The 19435-nt window shown below is 61.7% G+C and carries 15 protein-coding genes and 2 tRNA genes; 3 read left to right on the top strand and 14 right to left on the bottom strand.

The window, feature by feature from the left end:
* Nucleotides 1-42: 42 nt before the first annotated feature.
* The 5 genes from EGX79_03565 to EGX79_03545 form a co-directional block, all read right to left on the bottom strand.
* The gene (locus tag EGX79_03565; GenBank protein AYX82707.1) at nt 43-453 is read right to left on the bottom strand and encodes a nucleoside-diphosphate kinase; all 411 of its coding nucleotides are present in this window, start codon (nt 451-453) and stop codon (nt 43-45) included.
* A gap of 84 nt (nt 454-537) precedes the next feature.
* Nucleotides 538-1053, bottom strand: coding sequence for a DUF4233 domain-containing protein (locus tag EGX79_03560; protein AYX81337.1), 516 nt, complete (start codon nt 1051-1053; stop codon nt 538-540).
* Nucleotides 1050-2783, bottom strand: coding sequence for a bifunctional folylpolyglutamate synthase/dihydrofolate synthase (locus tag EGX79_03555; protein AYX81336.1), 1734 nt, complete (start codon nt 2781-2783; stop codon nt 1050-1052). The genes EGX79_03560 and EGX79_03555 overlap by 4 nt, the downstream gene beginning before the upstream one ends.
* Nucleotides 2780-5515: a valine--tRNA ligase gene (locus EGX79_03550; protein ID AYX81335.1), complete on the bottom strand. Its 2736-nt coding sequence runs from the start codon at nt 5513-5515 to the stop codon at nt 2780-2782. The genes EGX79_03555 and EGX79_03550 overlap by 4 nt, the downstream gene beginning before the upstream one ends.
* A 213-nt stretch (nt 5516-5728) precedes the next feature.
* A complete protein-coding gene (locus tag EGX79_03545) occupies nt 5729-6712 on the bottom strand; it encodes a malate dehydrogenase (GenBank protein ID AYX81334.1) in 984 nt (327 codons plus the stop codon).
* Nucleotides 6713-6942: 230 nt separating this feature from the next.
* Between EGX79_03545 and EGX79_03540 the strand changes: the two genes are divergently transcribed.
* The gene (locus EGX79_03540) at nt 6943-7728 is read left to right on the top strand and encodes a TetR/AcrR family transcriptional regulator (GenBank protein AYX81333.1); all 786 of its coding nucleotides are present in this window, start codon (nt 6943-6945) and stop codon (nt 7726-7728) included.
* A 62-nt stretch (nt 7729-7790) separates the two neighbouring features.
* Here EGX79_03540 and clpX read toward each other — a convergent pair whose 3' ends face one another.
* The 5 genes from clpX to EGX79_03515 all read right to left on the bottom strand — a co-directional run bounded on the left by clpX (nt 7791) and on the right by EGX79_03515 (nt 12122).
* The gene (gene clpX, locus EGX79_03535; GenBank protein ID AYX81332.1) at nt 7791-9053 is read right to left on the bottom strand and encodes an ATP-dependent Clp protease ATP-binding subunit ClpX; all 1263 of its coding nucleotides are present in this window, start codon (nt 9051-9053) and stop codon (nt 7791-7793) included.
* A gap of 173 nt (nt 9054-9226) precedes the next feature.
* Nucleotides 9227-9856, bottom strand: coding sequence for an ATP-dependent Clp protease proteolytic subunit (locus tag EGX79_03530; protein ID AYX81331.1), 630 nt, complete (start codon nt 9854-9856; stop codon nt 9227-9229).
* Nucleotides 9857-9896: 40 nt separating this feature from the next.
* Nucleotides 9897-10469, bottom strand: a complete 573-nt coding sequence (locus EGX79_03525; GenBank protein AYX81330.1) for an ATP-dependent Clp protease proteolytic subunit — start codon at nt 10467-10469, stop codon at nt 9897-9899.
* Between the two features lie 140 nt (nt 10470-10609).
* The gene (locus EGX79_03520) at nt 10610-12073 is read right to left on the bottom strand and encodes a trigger factor (protein ID AYX81329.1); all 1464 of its coding nucleotides are present in this window, start codon (nt 12071-12073) and stop codon (nt 10610-10612) included.
* A tRNA-Pro gene (locus EGX79_03515) sits at nt 12046-12122 on the bottom strand. The genes EGX79_03520 and EGX79_03515 overlap by 28 nt, the downstream gene beginning before the upstream one ends.
* Before the next feature lie 562 nt (nt 12123-12684).
* Between EGX79_03515 and EGX79_03510 the strand changes: the two genes are divergently transcribed.
* Nucleotides 12685-12759, top strand: a tRNA-Gly gene (locus EGX79_03510).
* Between the two features lie 119 nt (nt 12760-12878).
* Here EGX79_03510 and EGX79_03505 read toward each other — a convergent pair.
* A complete protein-coding gene (locus tag EGX79_03505) occupies nt 12879-14129 on the bottom strand; it encodes an IS1249 family transposase (GenBank protein ID AYX82706.1) in 1251 nt (416 codons plus the stop codon).
* A gap of 230 nt (nt 14130-14359) precedes the next feature.
* On the opposite strand from EGX79_03505, the gene EGX79_03500 reads away from it, so the two are divergent.
* Nucleotides 14360-14572 carry a hypothetical protein gene (locus tag EGX79_03500; protein ID AYX81328.1) on the top strand — a complete coding sequence of 71 codons (213 nt, stop codon included), beginning with the start codon at nt 14360-14362 and terminating at the stop codon, nt 14570-14572.
* 38 nt (nt 14573-14610) lie between these two features.
* On the opposite strand, the gene EGX79_03495 is transcribed toward EGX79_03500, so the two are convergent.
* From EGX79_03495 to EGX79_03485, 3 genes are all read right to left on the bottom strand, one after another.
* Nucleotides 14611-16275 (bottom strand): alpha/beta fold hydrolase, encoded by a 1665-nt coding sequence (locus EGX79_03495; protein AYX81327.1) that lies wholly within the window; start codon nt 16273-16275, stop codon nt 14611-14613.
* 116 nt (nt 16276-16391) lie between these two features.
* Complete coding sequence (locus EGX79_03490; protein ID AYX81326.1) at nt 16392-17699, bottom strand: MFS transporter; 1308 nt, start codon at nt 17697-17699, stop codon at nt 16392-16394.
* Nucleotides 17696-19219, bottom strand: a complete 1524-nt coding sequence (locus EGX79_03485; protein ID AYX81325.1) for a glycoside hydrolase family 1 protein — start codon at nt 19217-19219, stop codon at nt 17696-17698. Before EGX79_03485 ends, EGX79_03490 begins: the two co-directional genes overlap by 4 nt.
* Between the last annotated feature and the right edge of the window lie 216 nt (nt 19220-19435).

The following is a 19435-nucleotide window of genomic DNA, read 5'->3' as shown; positions in this document are numbered from 1 at the left end:
CGCCAGTTCAACGCTCACGGGTCAATGCTGAACCGTCAACGTTTAGAGGTTCGGGAACCAAATACCAATCTCGCGCTCAGCGGACTCCGGAGAATCGGAACCGTGAACAACGTTGTTAGCAACCTCAAGTGCGAAGTCACCGCGAATGGAGCCCGGAGTTGCGGCCTCAACCGGGTTGGTGCCGCCAGCAAGCTGACGCCAAGCAGCGATTGCGTTCGGGCCCTCGATAACACCAGCGACCAGCGGTGCAGAGGTGATGAAATCAACCAGCTCACCAAAGAACGGCTTATCGACGTGCTCTGCGTAGTGCTCCTTCGCAGTTGCCTCGTCAGCAACACGGAGGTCAAGCGCGACCAGCTTCAGGCCCTTACGCTCAATGCGGGAGATAACTTCGCCGACCAGACCGCGGGAAACGCCGTCCGGCTTGATCAGAATAAGAGTACGTTCAGTCATGGTGAGCATCATACTATGACAAACCCCGCTGCACCGGAGTGGTGGTGCAGCGGGGTGAAAGTCGCGACTACGAGCGCGGGAGATCTACGAGTGCTGGGTGGTCAACAGACCGCGCTCCATACGCTGGATGAGGTTCTTCCGCAGGTGCAGAATGTAGGCCCACACTAGTGCGAAGAAGATACCCACCACGCCCATCGACACGTGTGTGAAAATAGCCAGCACACCAAAGACCTGCAGTACAATGTTGGCCTTCAGCGCCCAGGGCTGCTTCTGCAGGAAAGCCATCGCAATCAGAGCCAGGCCCAGGATGGTGATGTACGTAACCGAGAAGGTCTGGTTAATCTGACCGTCGGGAATGCGCGTGACCACAGTCAGACCAAGCAGCACCGAGATAGCCTGCATAATCAGCGTGCCGGACATAACACCGCGCAGACCCTTCAGCGGGTCCTTAGCCGGATCGTGTCCCGCACCGAGCGGGCCATACTTGCCGCCCTCACTCAGGTCACGCCCCTCGCGGTAGGCGCGCAGGGCCTCGCGGTCGGCAGCGGTGTAATCCTCCGCGCCATTGCCCTGTGGCTGGCTCGCCTGAGATTCGCTCATTGCGGGTCCTTTCCAAATAGTGTCCGGGCTTCGCCCGCAGTGACAACAGATCCAGTGACGATCACACCGGAACCAGAGACAATACCGTCTCCGGTGTCGGTTTCCTCAGCCAGCGCTACAGCTAGCTCAACGGCGGACGGCAGAGTCGGTACGCGATGCACGCGCTCCTCGCCGAAAATCTCCTCCGCGAGGTCAGCCAGGTCGTCGTAGTGCAGCGCACGCGGCGATGTGTTCTGGGTAATAACCACTTCTTCGAAGTAAGGCTCCAGCTCCACCAGCAGCCCACGAGCATCCTTCTCCCCCAGCACCGACAGCACACCAATCACACGGCGGAAGTCGAACTCAGCGGAGAGGGCCGTGCGTAGCGCACGGGCACCGTGCGGATTGTGGGCGGCATCGATAAACACCGTCGGGGTCGAACGCACGCGCTCCAGGCGGCCGGGCGATGCGACCGTCGCAAAGCCTTCGCGAACCGCATCAATGTTGAGCGGACGCCCCGGACCTGCGCCGAAGAACGCCTCCACCGCAGCCAGTGCTGTGGCTGCGTTACGCGCCTGATGCGGACCGTGCAGCGGCAGATGGATGTCGTCATACTCGCCGGCCAGGCCCTTGAGCGTCAGGTTCTGCCCGCCGACCGCCAGCTGATGACTGACGACGCCGTACTCAACTCCAGCGCGGGCGACGGAGGCGTCCATTTCCACGGCACGTCGCAAAACGACGTCCATTGCTTCCGGCTCTTGCTCGCCGACAATGGCGACATTGTCCGGTGGCGTGAGCAAGTCGTCCTTGTTCCACCGCGACTTGATGATGCCGGCCTTCTCAGAAGCGATTTCAGCCAGGGTATCGCCGAGGTACTCCGTGTGATCGAGACCGATTGGGCAGATGACTGCCACGTCGGCCTCCACCACGTTGGTCGCATCCCATGTGCCACCCATGCCGACTTCCACCACGGCGACATCGACAGGAGCGTCGGTGAAGGCAGCGTAGGCCATGGCCGTGAGGACCTCGAACTTACTCATCTGCGGGCCGCCCTTTTCGGCGGACTTGGCGTCAACCATTTCCACGTAGGGCTGAATCTCGCGCCAGATGCGCACGTAATCGCGTGGATGAATGGGCTGGCCATCGATGGCGATGCGCTCGGTAACCAGCTGCAGATGCGGACTGGTGGTGCGGCCGGTGCGACGACCGAGAGCGCGCACCAGCGACTCAATCATGCGCACAGTGGAAGTCTTGCCATTCGTGCCGGCAACGTGAATGACCGGAGTGGCACGCTCAGGATGGCCAAGGATGTCCATCAGCATCTCGATTCGCTCGAGCGACGGGTCAATCTTGGTCTCCGGCCAGCGCTGATCCAGCTCGGCTTCCACCTCTGCGAGCTCGCGCAGCTCCTCGGCGGTGGCCTCCAGCGGAGCCGGCTCATTGACTGGGCGATCCACATCCACCGGCAGGCTCAGGCCTTCCTCGGACACGGAGACCTCACCGAGGCGCATGTCATCGGGCATGCGGTCATCAGCCATCACACCGGCGATTTCGCGAGGTTCGAGGTCCTCGACGATCTGGGAGTCAGCCGGATCGAATTCGAACTCAGGCGCTGCAGTGGACTCCTCTCGCAGCGCAGACTCTTCCTGCGTCACCGAATCGTCGCCGCCACCAAGATTCAAACGAATCTCCCCTGCAATCTCATCGTGTGATTCAGCACCCCGAGGTTCGATATCCCGTGGTTCGGTCATGCCTGCGGAAGTCCCTCCAAACGAGCCTTAATGCGGTCAATTTCCTCCAGTGCGAACTGGTGGCGAGTCTTGATCTTCTCCACGACCTGCTCCGGAGCCTTGGACAAGAAGGCCTCGTTGCCGAGCTTCTTTTCGGTGCCGGCCAGTTCCTTCTCGGCCTTGGCCAGGTCTTTTTCCAGGCGCTTGCGTTCAGCGGCCACGTCGACGGTGCCGGAGGTATCCAGCTCGATCAGGACCGTGGCCTGAGACAGGCGCACCTCAATGGAAGCGGTAGCGGTGAAGCCGTCCTCCGGTGCCTCAGCACGAGCCAGCGAACGAATCATCTCTTCCTGAGCAGTCAGATCAGCATCCGCCAGGTTCATGCGTGCCGGCACGCGCTGCGACGGCTTCACACCCTGGTCATTGCGGAAACGACGCAGCTCGGTGACCAACTTCTGGGCATCGGCAATACGACGTGCGGCAACCTCATCAACAGCAGCGCCGTCGGTGGTCATGGTTGCATCCGGCCAGGCGGAAATAACCAGAGAGTCCTCGAAGCCCTCCGCGCCGTCGGTAAGCGCCTTCCACAGCGTCTCCGTGACGAACGGCATGGACGGGTGTAGCAGACGCAGTAGCGTATCCAGCACGCGGCCTAGAACCAGACGAGTGGAGGCGGCTCGGGCGGCCTGCTCCTCGGTCATGGTCTCGCCGTCATTCAGGCGTGGGAAGTCAACCTTGGTCATCTCCAGGTACCAGTCACAGACCTCGTCCCATGCGAAGTGGTAGAGGGCCTCGTTGGCCTTGGAGAACTCGTACTTATCCAGCGCAGAGTCGACTTCGGCGCGGACCTGTTCCAGGCGGTCCAAGATCCAGCGGTCGGTGTCGGTGAGCTGGTCACGGTCCGGCAGCTCGCCCACGTGGGCACCGTTCATCAGTGCAAAGCGGGTGGCGTTGAACAGCTTGGTAGCGAAGTTACGGGAGCTCTGTGCGGCGTCGTTACCGACCGGCAGGTCAGAGCCCGGGTTAGCGCCACGAGCCAGCGTGAAGCGAAGTGCGTCCGCACCGTAATCACGCACCCAGTCCAGCGGGTCAATGCCGTTGCCGAGAGACTTCGACATCTTGCGACCCTGCTCATCGCGGACCAGACCGTGCAGGAAGACATCCTTGAACGGCACCTGCGGACGACCGTCGCGACCCTTGCCCAGCGGTGAATCAGGCAGGGTGGCAGCAAAGGTCGAGAACATCATCATGCGCGCGACCCAGAAGAACAGAATGTCGTAGCCGGTGACCAGCACGGATGTCGGGTAGAACTTCTCCAGCTCTGGGGTGGCGTCCGGCCAACCCATCGTGGAAAACGGCCACAGCGCAGAGGAGAACCAGGTATCCAGCACATCCGGATCCTGCGTCCAGCCGTCGCCCGTCGGGACCTCATCATCCGGGCCGACACAGACGACCTCGCCATTCGGGCCGTACCAGATCGGGATGCGGTGGCCCCACCACAGCTGACGGGAAATACACCAGTCGTGCATGTCATCGACCCAGTCGAACCAGCGCGGCTCCTGCGAAGCCGGGTGAATAACCGTGTCGCCCTCGCGAACAGCATCGCCGGACATCTTGGCCAGCTCATCGACCTTAACGAACCACTGCAAGCTCAGCAGCGGCTCAATCGGCTCACCCGAGCGCTCCGAGTGACCAACCGAGTGAACATACGGGCGAATCTCCTTGACAATGCGTCCCTGCTCACGCAGCGCCTCCGTCAGCGCAGTACGGGCCTCTGCACGATCCATGCCGTCGAAACGCGTGCCAGTGTTGAAGATACGGCCAGTGGTGTCGATGACCTCCGGCATATCCAGGTCGTGGCGCTGGCCCATAGCGAAGTCATTCGGATCGTGCGCCGGCGTGATCTTCACCGCGCCGGTACCGAACTCGCGGTCCACGTAGTCATCGGCGATGACCTGAATCTTCAGGTCCTCGCGGAACGGGTGGTCCAGAACCTTGCCCACCAGGTGCGTGTAGCGCTCATCCTCCGGGTGCACGGCAATTGCCACGTCACCCAGCATCGTCTCCACACGAGTCGTCGCCACAACAATGGAGTCCTCCCCATCGCCGTAGCGGAAAGACACGAGCTCGCCTTCAGCGTCCTCGTACTTGACCTCAATATCCGAGATTGCAGTCTGCAGCACTGGCGACCAGTTGACCATGCGCTTGGCGCGGTAAATCAGGCCGCGGTCAAACAGTTCCTTAAAAATCGTCTGAACCGCACGGGACAGGCCCTCGTCCAGAGTGAAGCGCTCACGTGACCAATCCAGGGAGTCACCAATCTGGCGCATCTGGTTGCCGATACGTCCGCCGTAATCGTGCTTCCACTCCCAGACCTTCTCCACGAATTCCTCGCGGCCGTAATCGAAGCGGTCCTTACCTTCGGACTCCTTCAGCATCGCCTCGACCTTGGTCTGCGTTGCGATACCCGCGTGGTCCATACCCGGCAGCCACAGCACCTCGTAGCCCTGCATGCGCTTACGGCGCACCAGCGCATCCATCAAAGTGTGGTCCAGTGCGTGGCCCATGTGCAGCTGACCCGTCACATTCGGCGGGGGCAGCACAATAGAGTAAGCCGGCTTGGAGCTAGACGGATCAGCCTCGAAATAGCCAGCGTCTACCCAGCCCTGGTACAGGTCCGACTCCACGTCAGCCGGGTTCCACGACTTGGGCAACTTATCTGCTCTGTTTAGGTCCACGTTGTTCTCAGTCACGCGTCACATCTTAGCGCCTTGCCCGGATTTGGTTTTCCAGGGGCTTTACGACGGCCCTTGCGCCCCACCCATATCTGCCATCAGCGACTTATACACCGCCTAATTCAAGCCTTTCTCCCGCTCCGAGCCAAACCGCGATTACCGCGCAAAATAAAAACGCTCTCTTGTGAAATCATCACAAGAGAGCGCCTCTAAACGGCCGTTGAACAGCTCTTAGACCAGCAGGTCCTTAACAGCCTCGCGCTCTTCGCGCAGTGCCTTGACGTTGCGCTCGATGCCAGCGCGCTGAACCTCGGAGAGATCCAGGCCCTCAACGCGAACCCACTCGCCGTCCTTGGCGTAGCACGGAACACCAGCGACCAGGCCCTCGTCGATGCCGTAGGAGCCATCGGACGGAAGGGCGACAGAGACCCACTCGCCCTCTGGGGTACCCGTGACCCAGTCACGCATGTGGTCAACTGCGGCTGCGGCAGCGGAAGCTGCGGAGGAGGAACCACGGACCTCGATGATTTCTGCGCCACGCTTGGCGACACGCGGAATGAAGTCCTGCTCGACCCACGCAGCGTCCACCTTGTCGGAGACCTTCTCGCCTGCAATGGTGGCGTAGGTGATGTCCGGGAACTGGTCTGCGGAGTGGTTACCCCAGACAATCATGTTCTTGATCTCAGTGGTCGGAACACCAATCTTTTCCGACAGCTGAGACAGGGAACGGTTGTGGTCCAGGCGCATCATGGCGGTGAAGCGCTCTGCCGGGATGTCCTTAGCGTGGGATGCGGCAATCATGGTGTTGGTGTTGGCCGGGTTGCCGACAACCAGAACCTTGATGTCGTCTGCTGCGTGATCATTCAGTGCAGCACCCTGCGGGCCGAAGATCTTGCCGTTGGCGCCCAGCAGTGCGGAGCGCTCCTCGCCCTTGCCGCGCGGCTTTGCACCGACCAGGAAGGCGGCGTTGGCACCGTCGAATGCCTTTGCCGGATCATCGGTGATGTTGATGCCAGTCAGAAGCGGGAAGGCGGAGTCAAACAGCTCCATGGCGACGCCTTCGGTGGCGTGCAGCGCCGGAGTGATCTCCAGCAGGTTCAACTCAACCGGGGTCTCAGGGCCGAAAACCGAACCGCTGGCAATGCGGAAGAGCAGGGAGTAAGCGATCTGTCCGGCGGCGCCGGTAACTGCAACCTTTACGGGAGTCTTGTTCACTTCAGGCCTTTCTCGAGAGAGAATCAATTCGCTGCCCACTCTAATGCGACTACAGAATTGGCGCAGACGGGGGCGATGCGCTCAGGCCATTTCTGAAAAACGGATAGCATTAGGCATGACTTACGGTCGTGTACTCATTTCACTAGAAAGAAGTCCGCGACTGACCAATTTCACCCCCGTTAGATAGCCAAAACCCCTTAGTCTCTCTCTAGTCCAAGCAAAGGATTTTCATGAAGTCTCCAGGCTCCTCTGATGCAATCCCCCATGCAGTCTTGGTGGCAGCACTTCAAGAATTCACCGCAAAGGGGTATGCAGATGCCCGTTTGGATGCCATTGCTGCCGCCTCTGGTGTCTCCAAGCGCATGCTTCACTACCACTGTGGTGACAAGTTGGGACTCTACAGGGCGACGTGGGCACATGTGCTGGAGACCGTAAGGCCTGACGACGACGACCTGCGCCCGCACTCCAATGTGCCGGTGGAAGCCCTGCAGCATGTGGTCGGTGTTATCTATGACTACTTCTCGGCGAACCCGCTCGCCGTGCGGTTCATCATCCAGGAAAACCTACATCCGGTCCTGCCGCTAGAAGGCGTGACTGGGCTTGGTGGTCAGAGCCCAATTGTTTTGGAGTTTGACCGCATCTTGTTGCTCGGCCGCGATTACGGTGCATTCCGCACTGACATTTCCGCACTTGATCTTTATATTCTCGTGCTCTCACTGGCCACCTTCCCCACCCTGCACCAACGGACTTTTGAAAACCTCTACGGCATTGAAATGCAGTCGACGGTGCTGTCGGACAAGCTGCGTGAGTTCGCACAGGACACCGTGACCAGCCTGTTGACATCCTCGCCTCGCAACGAACCGGGAAGCTCGTACACTTCCTTGCTGGCCTCCCATGGCGCGAACTCGTCCGCGCTTGGCGCAGAGGTCTATGGCGATCAGCCCAACCCAGAGACTCAGGACTTGGCTGCTGATGATGCCCCGGATTACCGCGACATCTACGGCATGGACGACTAGGGCTCCACACAGACATCAAAACCCGGTTAGAGCAGGCGCTCTAACCGGGTTTTCAGCTACCTTTACGCAGTCTTCTTGTCCGCGCTGCGTTCAACGAGTTCTGGCGCTGCACCGTCCGTGATGCATTCCTTGTGGACAATGACCTCCGCAACGTCGTCACGCTCTGGTACGTCGAACATCACGGGAACCAAGATTTCTTCCATGATGCCGCGCAGACCACGGGCGCCGGTATTGCGGCTAATCGCCTTGGCAGCAATGGCGCGCAGTGCCTCGTCGTCGATGGTGAGGCGCACACCATCCATGTCGAACAGGTGCTGGTATTGGCGGACCAGGGAGTTCTTGGGCTCGGTGAGTACGCGAACCAGCGCGTCCTCATCGAGGTTGGTGACCGATGCGATGACGGGCAGGCGACCAATGAACTCAGGGATCAGGCCGAATCGAACGAGGTCCTCCGGCAGCACGTCGCGGAATGGATCCTTCATATCCGCGTCGTTAGCCGAGGTGACATCTGCGCCGAAGCCCAGCCCCTTCTTACCGACACGCTCCTGCACGACCTTCTCCAGACCGGCAAACGCACCGGCGACGATGAACAGGACATTGGAGGTGTCGAACTGAATGAACTCCTGGTTTGGCAGCTTGCGCCCACCCTGCGGGGGCACGGCGGCTACGGTTCCCTCGAGAATCTTCAGCAGCGCCTGCTGCACACCTTCACCGGAGACATCGCGAGTGATAGAGGTGTTTTCAGACTTACGCGAGATCTTGTCAATCTCATCGACGTAAATGATGCCGCGCTGCGCCTTCTCGACGTCGAAATCAGTAGCCTGCAGCAACTTCAGCAGGATGTTCTCCACGTCCTCACCGACATAGCCGGCCTCGGTCAGGCTGGTGGCGTCAGCGATTGCGAACGGCACATCCAGCTTGCGAGCCAGCGTCTGTGCCAGGTAGGTCTTGCCACAGCCTGTCGGCCCCAGCAAGAGAATGTTCGACTTCTGTAGCTCGACGTCGTTGTCCGACTTGGTCTCTGCAGCACGAAGGCGCTTGTAGTGGTTGTAGACCGCGACGGCTAGGGTGCGCTTTGCCATGTCCTGGCCGATGACGTACTCATCGAGGAAGTCGCGAATTTCCATCGGACGCGGCAGGCGGTCGTCGTTGCCAGTTGCCTCGCCGCCGGTGTTGAGCTCCTCTTCAATAATCTCGTTGCAGAGCTCGATGCACTCATTACAGATGTACACACCAGGTCCGGCAATCAGCTTTTTGACCTGCTTCTGACTCTTTCCACAGAAAGAGCACTTCAGCAAATCCGCACTTTCTTGCATACGCGCCATGAGGCTCCCGCCGCCGCCTTTCCGCTTCGTTGCCAATAACTGCTTCAGACCAGCCTACCGTGAGTGTGCGCAAATACCGGCTTCCACGCCAGGGGCGAGGCGAATTTCACGCGATCTCGCCCGGTGCTTTACGACGGCCAGTGCGCAGCACTCCAAAGAGACCATGTCCCCATTTAGGCGTTGTGCTTGCGGTACTCGAAGACCTGGTCGATGATGCCGTACTCGACGGCCTCTTCAGCGGTCAGGATCTTGTCACGGTCGGTGTCCTTGCGGATCTGCTCTGCAGTGCGACCGGAGTGGCGAGCCAACGTCTCCTCCATCAGCTTGCGCATGCGCTCGATTTCGTTCGCCTGAATCTCCAGGTCGGAAACCTGGCCCTGGATTCCCTGGGTAGCCGGCTGGTGAATGAGCACGCGCGCATTCGGCAGAGCTGCACGCTTACCCGGTGCACCCGCAGCGAGCAGCACGGCTGCCGCGGAGGCAGCCTGGCCCAGGCACACGGTCTGCACGTCGGGACGCACGTACTGCATCGTGTCGTAGATGGCCATCAGCGAGGTGAAGGAGCCGCCTGGGGAATTGATGTACATCGTGATGTCACGATCCGGGTCCAGGCCCTCAAGCACCAGCAACTGCGCCATGATGTCGTTAGCGGCGGTGTCATCGACCTGGGAGCCGAGGAAGATAATGCGCTCTTCGAAGAGCTTGTTGTATGGGTTGGATTCCTTAGCACCAAAGCTGGAGTGCTCCACGAAAGAAGGAAGCACGTAGCGCGACTGCGGCATCTGCATATTGTTCATCTCCATGTTGATTAAATCGCCTCTAATTATTCGCTACTGTCCGCTTTTAGCGTGCGGTGTCCTTGAGAGCGGTCACGACGTGGTCAACCAGGCCGTATTCCTTAGCCTCAGCTGCGGTAAACCAGCGGTCGCGGTCCGAGTCTTCCTCAATGCGCTCGACCGGCTGACCGGTGTGCTGCGCAATCAGACGAGCCATCTCCTTCTTGGTGGCAGCGAACTGCTCAGCCTGAATGGTGATGTCGGATGCGGTACCGCCAATACCTGCAGATGGCTGGTGCATCATAATGCGGGCGTGCGGCAGTGCGTAACGCTTGCCCTTAGCACCTGCGGCGAGCAGGAACTGACCCATGGAAGCTGCCAAGCCCATGCCGTAGGTAGCCACGTCGCACGGAACAAACTGCATGGTGTCGTAAATGGCCATGCCGGCGGTGACGGAGCCACCCGGGGAGTTAATGTACAGCGAGATATCCGCCTCCGGGTCCTCAGCTGCCAGGAGCAGCATCTGACCGCAGAGCTTGTTGGCAATCTCGTCGTCGACCTGCTCACCCAGCCAAATAATGCGCTCCTTGAGCAGCTTGTCGAAAACCGTGTTCGTCGACATCTGGGCGTTATCGCTCATCTGTGTACTCCTTCTTCGTACGTGTGCGAGTTTGTCGTTCACTAGAGGGTAACGAAAAGGGCCGTCCCTTTGTTTCAGGAACGGCCCTTGTTCGCTATAAGCGTTGCAGCATAAGGAATGCGTCGCGCTAACGGCGGGGCTTACTCAGCCGAGTTGTCCTCAGCCTTGTCGGACTCAGCCTTCTCAGCCTCAGCTTCGACCTCACCGAAGTACTCGTTCAGATCGATTTCGTTGCCCTCAGTGTCCTTGGCGGAAGCCTTCAGGATCGAGGTGGCCAGAGCCTTGCCGCGGCGAACGTCTGCAAACAGGTTGCCGAGCTGGCCGGACTGCTGAATCTGCTGGATGAACTGGTTCGGGTCCATGCCGTAGGACTGAGCAGTGAACAGGATGTGGTCGGTGAGTTCCTGCTGGGAAACGTCCGGCTGGATCTCCTCAGCCAGTGCATCCAGGAACAGCTGGGTGCGAACAGCTTCCTCAGCGGACTTCTTGGAGTCCTCGTCGAACTGCTCGCGGGTGGTGCCCTGAGCCTCCAGCATAGAGTTCAGAACCTTCTCGTCGCCGCCGAACTGCCCCAGCAGCTGCTGCAGCTGGCCCTCGACCTGCTCCTTGACAACGCCCTCCGGCAGAGCGATGGTGGTCTGCTCCATAGCGGCAGCCAGAACCTTGTCGCGAACCTGCTGAGCCTGCTCACCCTTCTTGGTGTTCTCGACCTGGCGGGCCAGGTCTTCCTTCAGCTCGTCGATGGTGTCGAACTCGGAAGCCATCTGAGCGAAGTCGTCGTCAGCTTCCGGCAGCTCGCGGACCTTGACGGACTGAACGGTAACGGTGACCTGAGCGTCCTCGCCCTCGTGCTCGCCAGCAACCAGCTTGGTGGTGAACTCCTTGGACTCGCCCTGGGACAGGCCGACAACAGCGTCATCCAGGCCGTCAATCAGGTCATCGGAGCCAACCTGGTAGGACAGCCCCTCGGTGGAAGCCTCTTCCAGCTCTTCGCCGTCGATGGTGGCGGACAGGTCGATGGAGACGAAGTCGTCCTTCTCGACTGCGCGCTCGACGCCGGTCAGGGTGCCGAAGCGAGCGAGCAGATTCTGCAGCTCAGCCTCAACAGCTTCCTCGTCGGCGACCAGTGGGTCAACCTCAACTGCGATGTCCTCGAACTTCGGCAGCTCGATCTCCGGGCGGACGTCGACCTCAGCGGTGAACTCAACGAGCTCGCCATCTTCCAGCTTGGTGATGTCAACCTCAGGCTGACCGATAACCTTCAGGTCCTCCTCGCGAACGACCTCGTCGTAGCGGGACGGAACCATGTCGTTGAGCACCTGCTCCAGGATTGGGCCGCGGCCGAAGCGGGCCTCAATCAGCTTTGCCGGTGCCTTGCCCTTACGGAAGCCTGGAATCTGGACCTGCTGAGCCAGTGCCTTGTAGGCATTGTCGAACTCTGGCTTCAGCTCATCAAACGGGACCTCGACGGTAATCTTCACTCGGGTCTCATTGAGCTTCTCAACGGAAGACTTCACTGGTGCACTCTCCTGCAACTCGATGATTAATTCATAGACCACGGGAGTGCCCGTGATACTGGTCGGGGTAGCGGGATTTGAACCCACGGCCTTCCGCTCCCAAAGCGGACGCGCTACCAAGCTGCGCCATACCCCGTATGCGTCATTCGAAACCTAGCAGAAACCCCTTTGGAGCATCTGCACCGGGGCCCTCATAGTCGCGAAATCGCGTTTCCACAACGGACCCGTATAGATTTACCTGACGATTAATGAAATCACAAAACCACGCGTTCAACCAGGCTAATGCTCTGTCTGAAAACGCTTTACGACGCCATCGAGAGCCAACCTGCCAACTACTACCGGTTTCATGAAAACCATGCATATCACAGGGCGTTTGCATCACCTCGGCACTGCTTTTGGCGGCCTCGTTTACTGCAAACACTCCATTCGTCGGCCGACTCCCCAAAGAAGCCTCTCAAACGACTGCCCCTTTGTTGAGTCGTGTGACAGTGTAATCAACGGCTATACGCCTGTTTCACATACCCCACGTTGCTTTAGCTTCATTTTCTGTTTTTCCCGGCCACAGCCACTTTTCTTTAAAGCCTTCGAGAAAAACCTGGCATCGATTTTTGTATGTGCGCATTAACGGGTTAATATGCCTTGTACCAAGACACGGTCTGGTGGAGATGATTGAGCGTCTAAGCCGGAATTCTGTCTATGGGGATGTCGTATAGTGGCTAATACCTCAGCCTTCCAAGCTGAAGACGCGGGTTCGATTCCCGTCATCCCCTCCATGTGAAAGCACCCTCCGGCCAGCGTCGGAGGGTGTTCTTCTTTTTGACGGGATCCGTCCCGAAATCGGGTTAAGTGACAAAAAGTGTGTCCGCTCGGTGTGTCGCCGGGTGGGCCCTTTTTATCTCATGGGCCCTTTCCGGATTCCTATGTTGTGTTGGTATTCGGTTGGGATAGCGTTGTCGTAGAAGGCTGGTCGTCCTGTTTCGTGGTCGGCTTTGTTGTGGTCTTCTGGGACAAGATCGTTGACTTTGGCGAGTTGATCTTGTCCGTAATTGCACTGCCTGGCGATCTTTAGCGGGTCGTCAGGCAGTTGCGTTTTCGAGTGCAGGTACCACTCGAGCATTTTGCGTTGGCGTTCCCCGGACCTGCCGCGATGCGCGTCGGCGATGCGTTTGAGCTGGGCGTTGACGCCGCCTTCCAGACTGTTGGTTGTTGATGCCCAGCGCTGTGGTTCGAGTGCTTCTGGTGGTGGCTGCAGGTAGGTAAACAGCCAGTTATTGCGCGATAGGTGCAGCAGTGAGTTGTATGCCTTGCGAACTCGCAGGTGGGTCCATTCCCACTGGTTGTTGAGGGTGCGGCGTTCTTTGGGGAGGGGTGTTTTTTCGTTGAGGAATGCTTTGAATACCTGTCCGAAGTCATGCAGGCGCAGCGTCCACTCCCGTGCCTGGTCGAGTGTGGCGATACGGGTCAGTTTCAACGCCAGGGCGTAGATAGCTTTGCCTGCGTCGGTGCGTGGACGGCTGGTGGTGTAGCGACGGACCACGCGTTGGGCATGGACAAGGCAGCGTTGGATGCGGGTGGTTGGCCAGCAGGTTTTGATTGCTGAGTAGGCGCCTTGGCCACCGTCGAGGACAACGCATAGTGGTGGGGCGATGTTTTTGAGTAGTTGGGTGTAGGCGTGGGCGGTTTCGCGTTGTGTCCAGTGCCATGCGATGACGTGGTCGTGGCTGGCTGCCACAAGTAAGCAGCCAGCGTCGGTGTAGGTGCCGTCGATGAAGATTTGGTCGTAGACCCGGTTGGGATCGGGGGTGTTAGGGACATCGATAAGCCACAATGAGGTGAACCGGCGGTCGAGTGTGCGCCGGGAGACATTCAAGGTGTCGGCCACCTTGGTTAAAGAAGCAGTGCCGGTGACGTAGGTGTGAAACGCTTTGAAATCCCGGGTGTGGGTCTGATCGGGGCGGTGTCGTGTTGTTGAGCATCCGCAGTCAGGGTTTTTGCATCGCCACCTGGTTGTCCCTTTGGTTGTGGTGCCGTTTTTCTTCATTTGCCCAGCGCATATAGGGCATCGGGGTCTGTTTGGAGTCACCCAGAAAGACAACCAGGCCCCTGTTACCACATGCAGGAGCCATTCCGGTGGATTGAGCAAGAAACGGGCCTGAATAAGGTCTGGAACCTTATATAAGCCCGTTTTATGCGGCCTGACCAGCAAATAGGCTGAAAATCAGACACACTTTTTGTCACTTAACCCCCGAAATCCGTCACAGGCATGTCACGACCGCGTGCGCGCGTCACGGTTTCATACAGCGTCGGTAACAAGTCGGTGGCACTGTCATGTCGGGTCTTTTGCCGTCGTCACGCACAACTAGTCCCGGCGGCATGAATCCTCGCATCATCGACAAGGACACCGGCGTCGAGCTGTGGACCGTCGCCGAATGCGCGGAGTTCACCGGTACCGCGCGCGGCACGTTCACCAGCTATGCGGGCCGTGGCAAAGCGCCGGTGCCGGCGGCGAAGCTCCACGGGCTGAACCCGCGGAACTCCGACGACGTGCGCGAGTGGCAGAAAGGCCACGAGGCGAAGGGCAAGTAGCCGGCCCAATCTCGGACCGGTCAGCCCGGCATGACCGGTCAGCCCAAGTAGTGGGCGGCGACGACGTTGGCGATCTCGTCGGCGTCGTTGTGGGCGACGAGCACGCCGTGGCCGTGGCCCGGCAGCTCGATGAGCTCGCCGCCCATGACCGCCTGCATCGCGCGGCCGCCCGTGCCGGTCACCGCCGCATCGCGGTCGTAGTGGAGCAGCAGCGGCTTCGACTCGAGGGCGTCGCCGCTGAGTTCCACGGCAGCGCCCTGCCCCGGCCAGCCGAGGCATAGCTGCCCCGACGACAGCGCATCGGCGTTGAGGCGGAAGATGTCGCCGCCGGTGAACTGGTCGAGGTACGTGCGGGGAATGCGGGACGGGTCGGCGGCGGTGACGTTGTCGTTGCAGATGATCGCCCGCTCGATGGTTCCCATCGCCTCGGTCTGCGCCATCATGTCTTCCGGGGTCACGCCCTCGGGTAGTTCGGGGGTCTCCACCTCGCCGGTGACCACGGCGTCGGCGATGTCGGGCCACATGCTCTCCGAGTACGTCGCCGCGAAGGTCTGCTGCAGCAGCACCGACTGATTGCCGGCGCCGGGGCGCATCAGGTTCGCCGCGAAGGAATGGCTGCGCCACGCGACGGGCAGAACGCCGTCGGCCAGCTGCATGAACGCCTCCGGGTCGTCGGCGAAGGCGGCGGGCACGTCGCCCACCTGCGTCGGCGGCGGGTAGACCTGACCCGGCGCGCCAACCTCCTCGTTGATGCGCTGCGACCAGCGCGCGTACACCTGCAGGGCGGTGGTGCCCAGGCCGTACTCGTCGTCACGGTCGGCGATCCACTGGAACATCGCGTTGAGAGCCTCGCGGCGCCACGGCTCGCGCGAGTCTCCGAGCCGAAAGTAACGGTCGGCAGGATCGACCGAGGAATCCAGCACCATCCGGCCCGTCTTGTCCGGGAACAGGGTCGCGTACGTGCTCATCAGATCCGTGCCGTAGGACAGGCCGTAGAGGTGCATGACGTCCTGGCCGAGCACGTCGCGGACATGGTTGAGATCGCGAGCGGTGTTCTCCGTGGTGATGGTCGCCGCGTATCCCGGTTCATTGGCTTCGCAGGAGGCGTACATCGCGCCGACCTGCCCGGAGAGCAGACCCGTCATCGGGATGTCCGCCACGTTGCAGTTCAGCGGGGTGCCCCAGGCCAGGCCGCGCGGCTCGACGGCGATGAGGTCGAAGTGCTCCCGGACGGCGGTCGGCATCCTCACGGCCTCGTCGGAGAACATTCCCAACGCGTCGCCGCCGGGGCCGCCCGGATTGCCTGCGATGACGCCACGGCGCTCCCCCGTCGCCGGAACCCGGCTGACAGTGAGGGAAATCGTCGCGCCCTCCGGGTCGGAATAATCACGTGGCACGTCGATGTCCGCGCACACGGTGCCCGGCGCGGTCATCGCCGCGGTCGGGCACGCGCCCCAGTCCAACCCGCCGAGATCGGCCGGACCGGCGGAGCCGCCGGCCGACGCCTGCGGCACCGACAGCAACGTGCCCGCCAGCGCGAGCGCCGTGACCGGGGCCAACGCCCTGCGGACGAAGGACGTCCGGGACGACGGGGCCGCTGAGACTCGGCTCGCGGACCGGGCCTCGGCACCGGTCTCCACAGAGGAGACGGCGGGGGACGCTGCGCCGAATGCGGCGGGGGACAACTTCTTCGTGGGGCGCACGGGGATAAACACCTTTCATCGACTGCAACGAACGGTATCAAACCGTAACGCCGACCGCACGCCGTTCAAGGCACGAAGATTAAGGCACCGGCCGCACGCTGTTCAACGCACGGAGATCAGGGCACGGACCGCACCCGGTACACCAGCACCGCACCGACGGCGGTGAGCGCGCCCGCGAAAACGTACAGGCCGGGGTACCCGCCGAGGTTCGCCAACGCGAAGGCGGCGAGCACCGGGGCGGCCATGTTCGGGCCGGCGACGGCGAGGTTCATGACGCCCACGTCACGCCCGCGCTCATCGGCCTTGGGCAGCACCTGGTTGATCAGGGCCTGATCGACGGCCATGAACACGCCCCACGACAGACCCAACAGCACCGCCGCGCCGACGACCATGGCGAAGCTCCCGGCGAACGCCATGATCGCGCAGGCCCCGGCGACGCCCATCGACGACAACGCCACGAACACCCGGCGCTTGCCCATCTTGTCGGACACTTTGCCCGACAGGATCGCGGTGACGATGACGCACAGGGCATACGCGCCGGTGAGGACGAGTACGCCGGCATCCGGATCGGGGTGGCCGATGTGATCGCGCAGGTAATAGAACAGGTAGAACAACGCGACCGAGTTGCCCGTGGTCACCAGGAACCGGGCGATGAACACCCACGTGAAGTCGCGGTAGAGCCCTCCGGGCACCTCGGCGACGGCGGGCACCACGGCGTCAGCGTCCCCGCCGGCGTCGTCAAGCACCGGAGATGCGGCCGCCTGCGACCGCACCCGGGACACGTCGCGGAAGCCCGGCAGGAACTGGCCGATGAGCACCAGCAGCAGCGCCGCGGTGACGATGTACGCCAGCCCCAGGTCGAACACCGTGGCCACGACGGTGCCCAGCACCACGCCGAGGGTGTACGTCAGCCCCAGCACACCCGAGACCACGCCGTACTGATTGTCCGGCACCGTATCCGGCGCCACCGCCTGGGCCGCGTTGATTGACGCCGCGATGGCCAGCTGGAACACCGCCCACCCGATGGTCAACGCCATGAAGCCCGGCGCGGCGCCCAGGAACACCAGCGACCCGGCCGCCGCCAGCCCGCCGAAGAGGATCCACGGGGCGCGGCGGCCCCAGCGCGTGTCCGTGCGGTCCGACAACCACCCGGCCAGCGGATGCCCGATGATGGAGAAGAACCCGCCGACCGCCATGAGGAGCGCGAACTTCTCCTCCTTCTCCCCCGGATGCCAGATGAGGATCTGCTGCGCCAACAACAGCTGCGTCGGCGCTGCCCACGAGATGTTCTGCCCCAGGTACAGCAGGCCGTACCGCACGATCCAGCCGGTGGTCACCGGCGTGCGCTGGGCGGGGTCGGCGGTGAAACGCCCGACGTCGGAGATGGCGCGTTCGGAGGAGCCGGCGTGTTCGGAGGAGCTCATCCCTGCACCCCATCCGGCTCCGGCGGCTGCGCCCGCACGTTGGGGTCGGTGTGTTCGTCCGCGACGGGGTAACGACGGCCTGCGGTGTAGCGCCGGTGCAGCTCCGGGGTGATCCGCCCGGTGCGGGCCAGCTCGGCCAGCAGGTGGCCCGACGGCTTCATCGTCCGTTCCTGCGTCTCGTAGTCCAGGTGGACGATGCCGAATCGCGGCTCTTCGCCGTCGGCCCATTCCCAGTTGTCCACGAAGCACCAGTGGTACCAGCGCTCGATGGGCACGTCCGACTCGGCGATGGCCCGCAGGTGCTCCAGGATGAACCGCGGCCGGAACGACTCCAGCCTGCGGTCGGCAGCCCCGGCGTCCGGGTTGGCGTAGTCCCCGGCCGGATTCGGCTTTTCGACGCCCGCGTCCACGCCACCGACCGACAGCTCCAGATCGCCGAGATCGCAGGTGCCGTTTTCGGTGATCCAGACCGGTCCGCCGAAACGCTCGTTCAGGTCGCGGGCGCATTCGACCAGGCCCTCGGGGTGGATTTCCCACCCGAGGTCGTTGACCGGAGCCCCGACGAAGGTGCCGTCGTCGAACTTGTCGACGGCCGTGCGCGAGTAGTAGTTCAGGCCCAGGAAGTCGTGGTGGCGGCCCGACGGCAACCCGCGGCCGACCTTCGCCCCGCCCAGCAGCGGATGGAACTTCCCCGCCAGATGCGCGTCGGCGACGATGTCCTGGAACAGATGCCGATTGATCCGCGCCAGGCCGCGGTGGATGGGGTTGCGCGGATTGCGCGGCGCGAACGCCCGTGCGTGGTGGGCGATGCCGACCTTCGCCCGATCCCCCTGGATGCCGTGGATGACCTCGTAACCGCGGATGTGGGACACCGCCATGTTGCGCAGCACGGCCATCGTGTCGCCCCACGAGCGGTTGCCCGGCGGGCCCGAGCGGAACATGTGCGCCTGGGTGGCGTACACGTTCGGCTCGTTGACGGTGATCCACTCGTCGACGAGGTCGTCGAGCGCCCGCACGGTCGTCTCCGCATAGCGCAGGAAAGCCGCCGGCGATTCATCGGAGGTGAAGCCGCCGCGCCGAGCGAACCAGAGCGGATTGACGAAGTGATGGAGCGTCACCAGCGGACGAATCCCCTTGTCCCGCAGGTCGGCAATCTCCTCACGGTAGCGATCCAGCACCGCATGGTCGAACTCCCCCGGCCGCGGTTCGATACGCGCCCACTCCACGCCGATGCGAGCGATGGGCAGACCCAGCGACGCCATGAGCTCGTTGTCCTCCCGCCACCGGTTCCAGTGGTCGGTGGCGCGCAGCGGGGTCGAACCATCGGCGATGTTGCCGGGCTCGCGGGCCCAATCGAACCAGTCGTTGTTCTCGTCACCGCCCTCGATCTGCCCGGCGGCCGACGCCGTGCCGATCAGCAGACCCCGCAGATCGACGTCGTGATGCAACGGCTTCGCGAGCGGCGACGTGCGCGGCTGAGGATGGAGAGTTCGGTCATTGGCAGGCACATTGGTTGACATGCCGACATCCTATGTCACACATCACGCCTAGTTTTTGGTTTTCAAACAAAATATTATGGGTTTCGCGCGTCGACGGGGTCGTCGTAAAGCAACCGAGTAGAGCAACCGGATCGTTCGCGAAAAATCCGCTCCCCCTGGAACGAATCGGAGCCCCGGCCCGTTGTTGACGATGTCCCCCCCCCAAAAAAAAATCAAAAATCACGTTAGGAACCCCAC

The organism is Corynebacterium jeikeium (assembly GCA_003955985.1).
Lineage (GTDB): Bacteria > Actinomycetota > Actinomycetes > Mycobacteriales > Mycobacteriaceae > Corynebacterium > Corynebacterium jeikeium_D.
Note: the sequence above shows the minus strand (reverse complement) of the source record. Positions and strands in the feature narration are given on the sequence as shown.

Bases quoted from the DNA above. Each gene is read 5' to 3' on its own strand.
- EGX79_03530 (AYX81331.1), bottom strand. From the start codon at position 9,856: ATGGAGATGAACAATATGCAGATGCCGCAGTCGCGCTACGTGCTTCCT.
- EGX79_03525 (AYX81330.1), bottom strand. From the start codon at position 10,469: ATGAGCGATAACGCCCAGATGTCGACGAACACGGTTTTCGACAAGCTG.
- EGX79_03540 (AYX81333.1), top strand. From the start codon at position 6,943: ATGAAGTCTCCAGGCTCCTCTGATGCAATCCCCCATGCAGTCTTGGTG.
- EGX79_03500 (AYX81328.1), top strand. From the start codon at position 14,360: ATGAATCCTCGCATCATCGACAAGGACACCGGCGTCGAGCTGTGGACC.
- clpX (AYX81332.1), bottom strand. From the start codon at position 9,053: ATGGCGCGTATGCAAGAAAGTGCGGATTTGCTGAAGTGCTCTTTCTGT.
- EGX79_03555 (AYX81336.1), bottom strand. From the start codon at position 2,783: ATGACCGAACCACGGGATATCGAACCTCGGGGTGCTGAATCACACGAT.
- EGX79_03560 (AYX81337.1), bottom strand. From the start codon at position 1,053: ATGAGCGAATCTCAGGCGAGCCAGCCACAGGGCAATGGCGCGGAGGAT.
- EGX79_03485 (AYX81325.1), bottom strand. From the start codon at position 19,219: ATGTCAACCAATGTGCCTGCCAATGACCGAACTCTCCATCCTCAGCCG.
- EGX79_03565 (AYX82707.1), bottom strand. From the start codon at position 453: ATGACTGAACGTACTCTTATTCTGATCAAGCCGGACGGCGTTTCCCGC.
- EGX79_03490 (AYX81326.1), bottom strand. From the start codon at position 17,699: ATGAGCTCCTCCGAACACGCCGGCTCCTCCGAACGCGCCATCTCCGAC.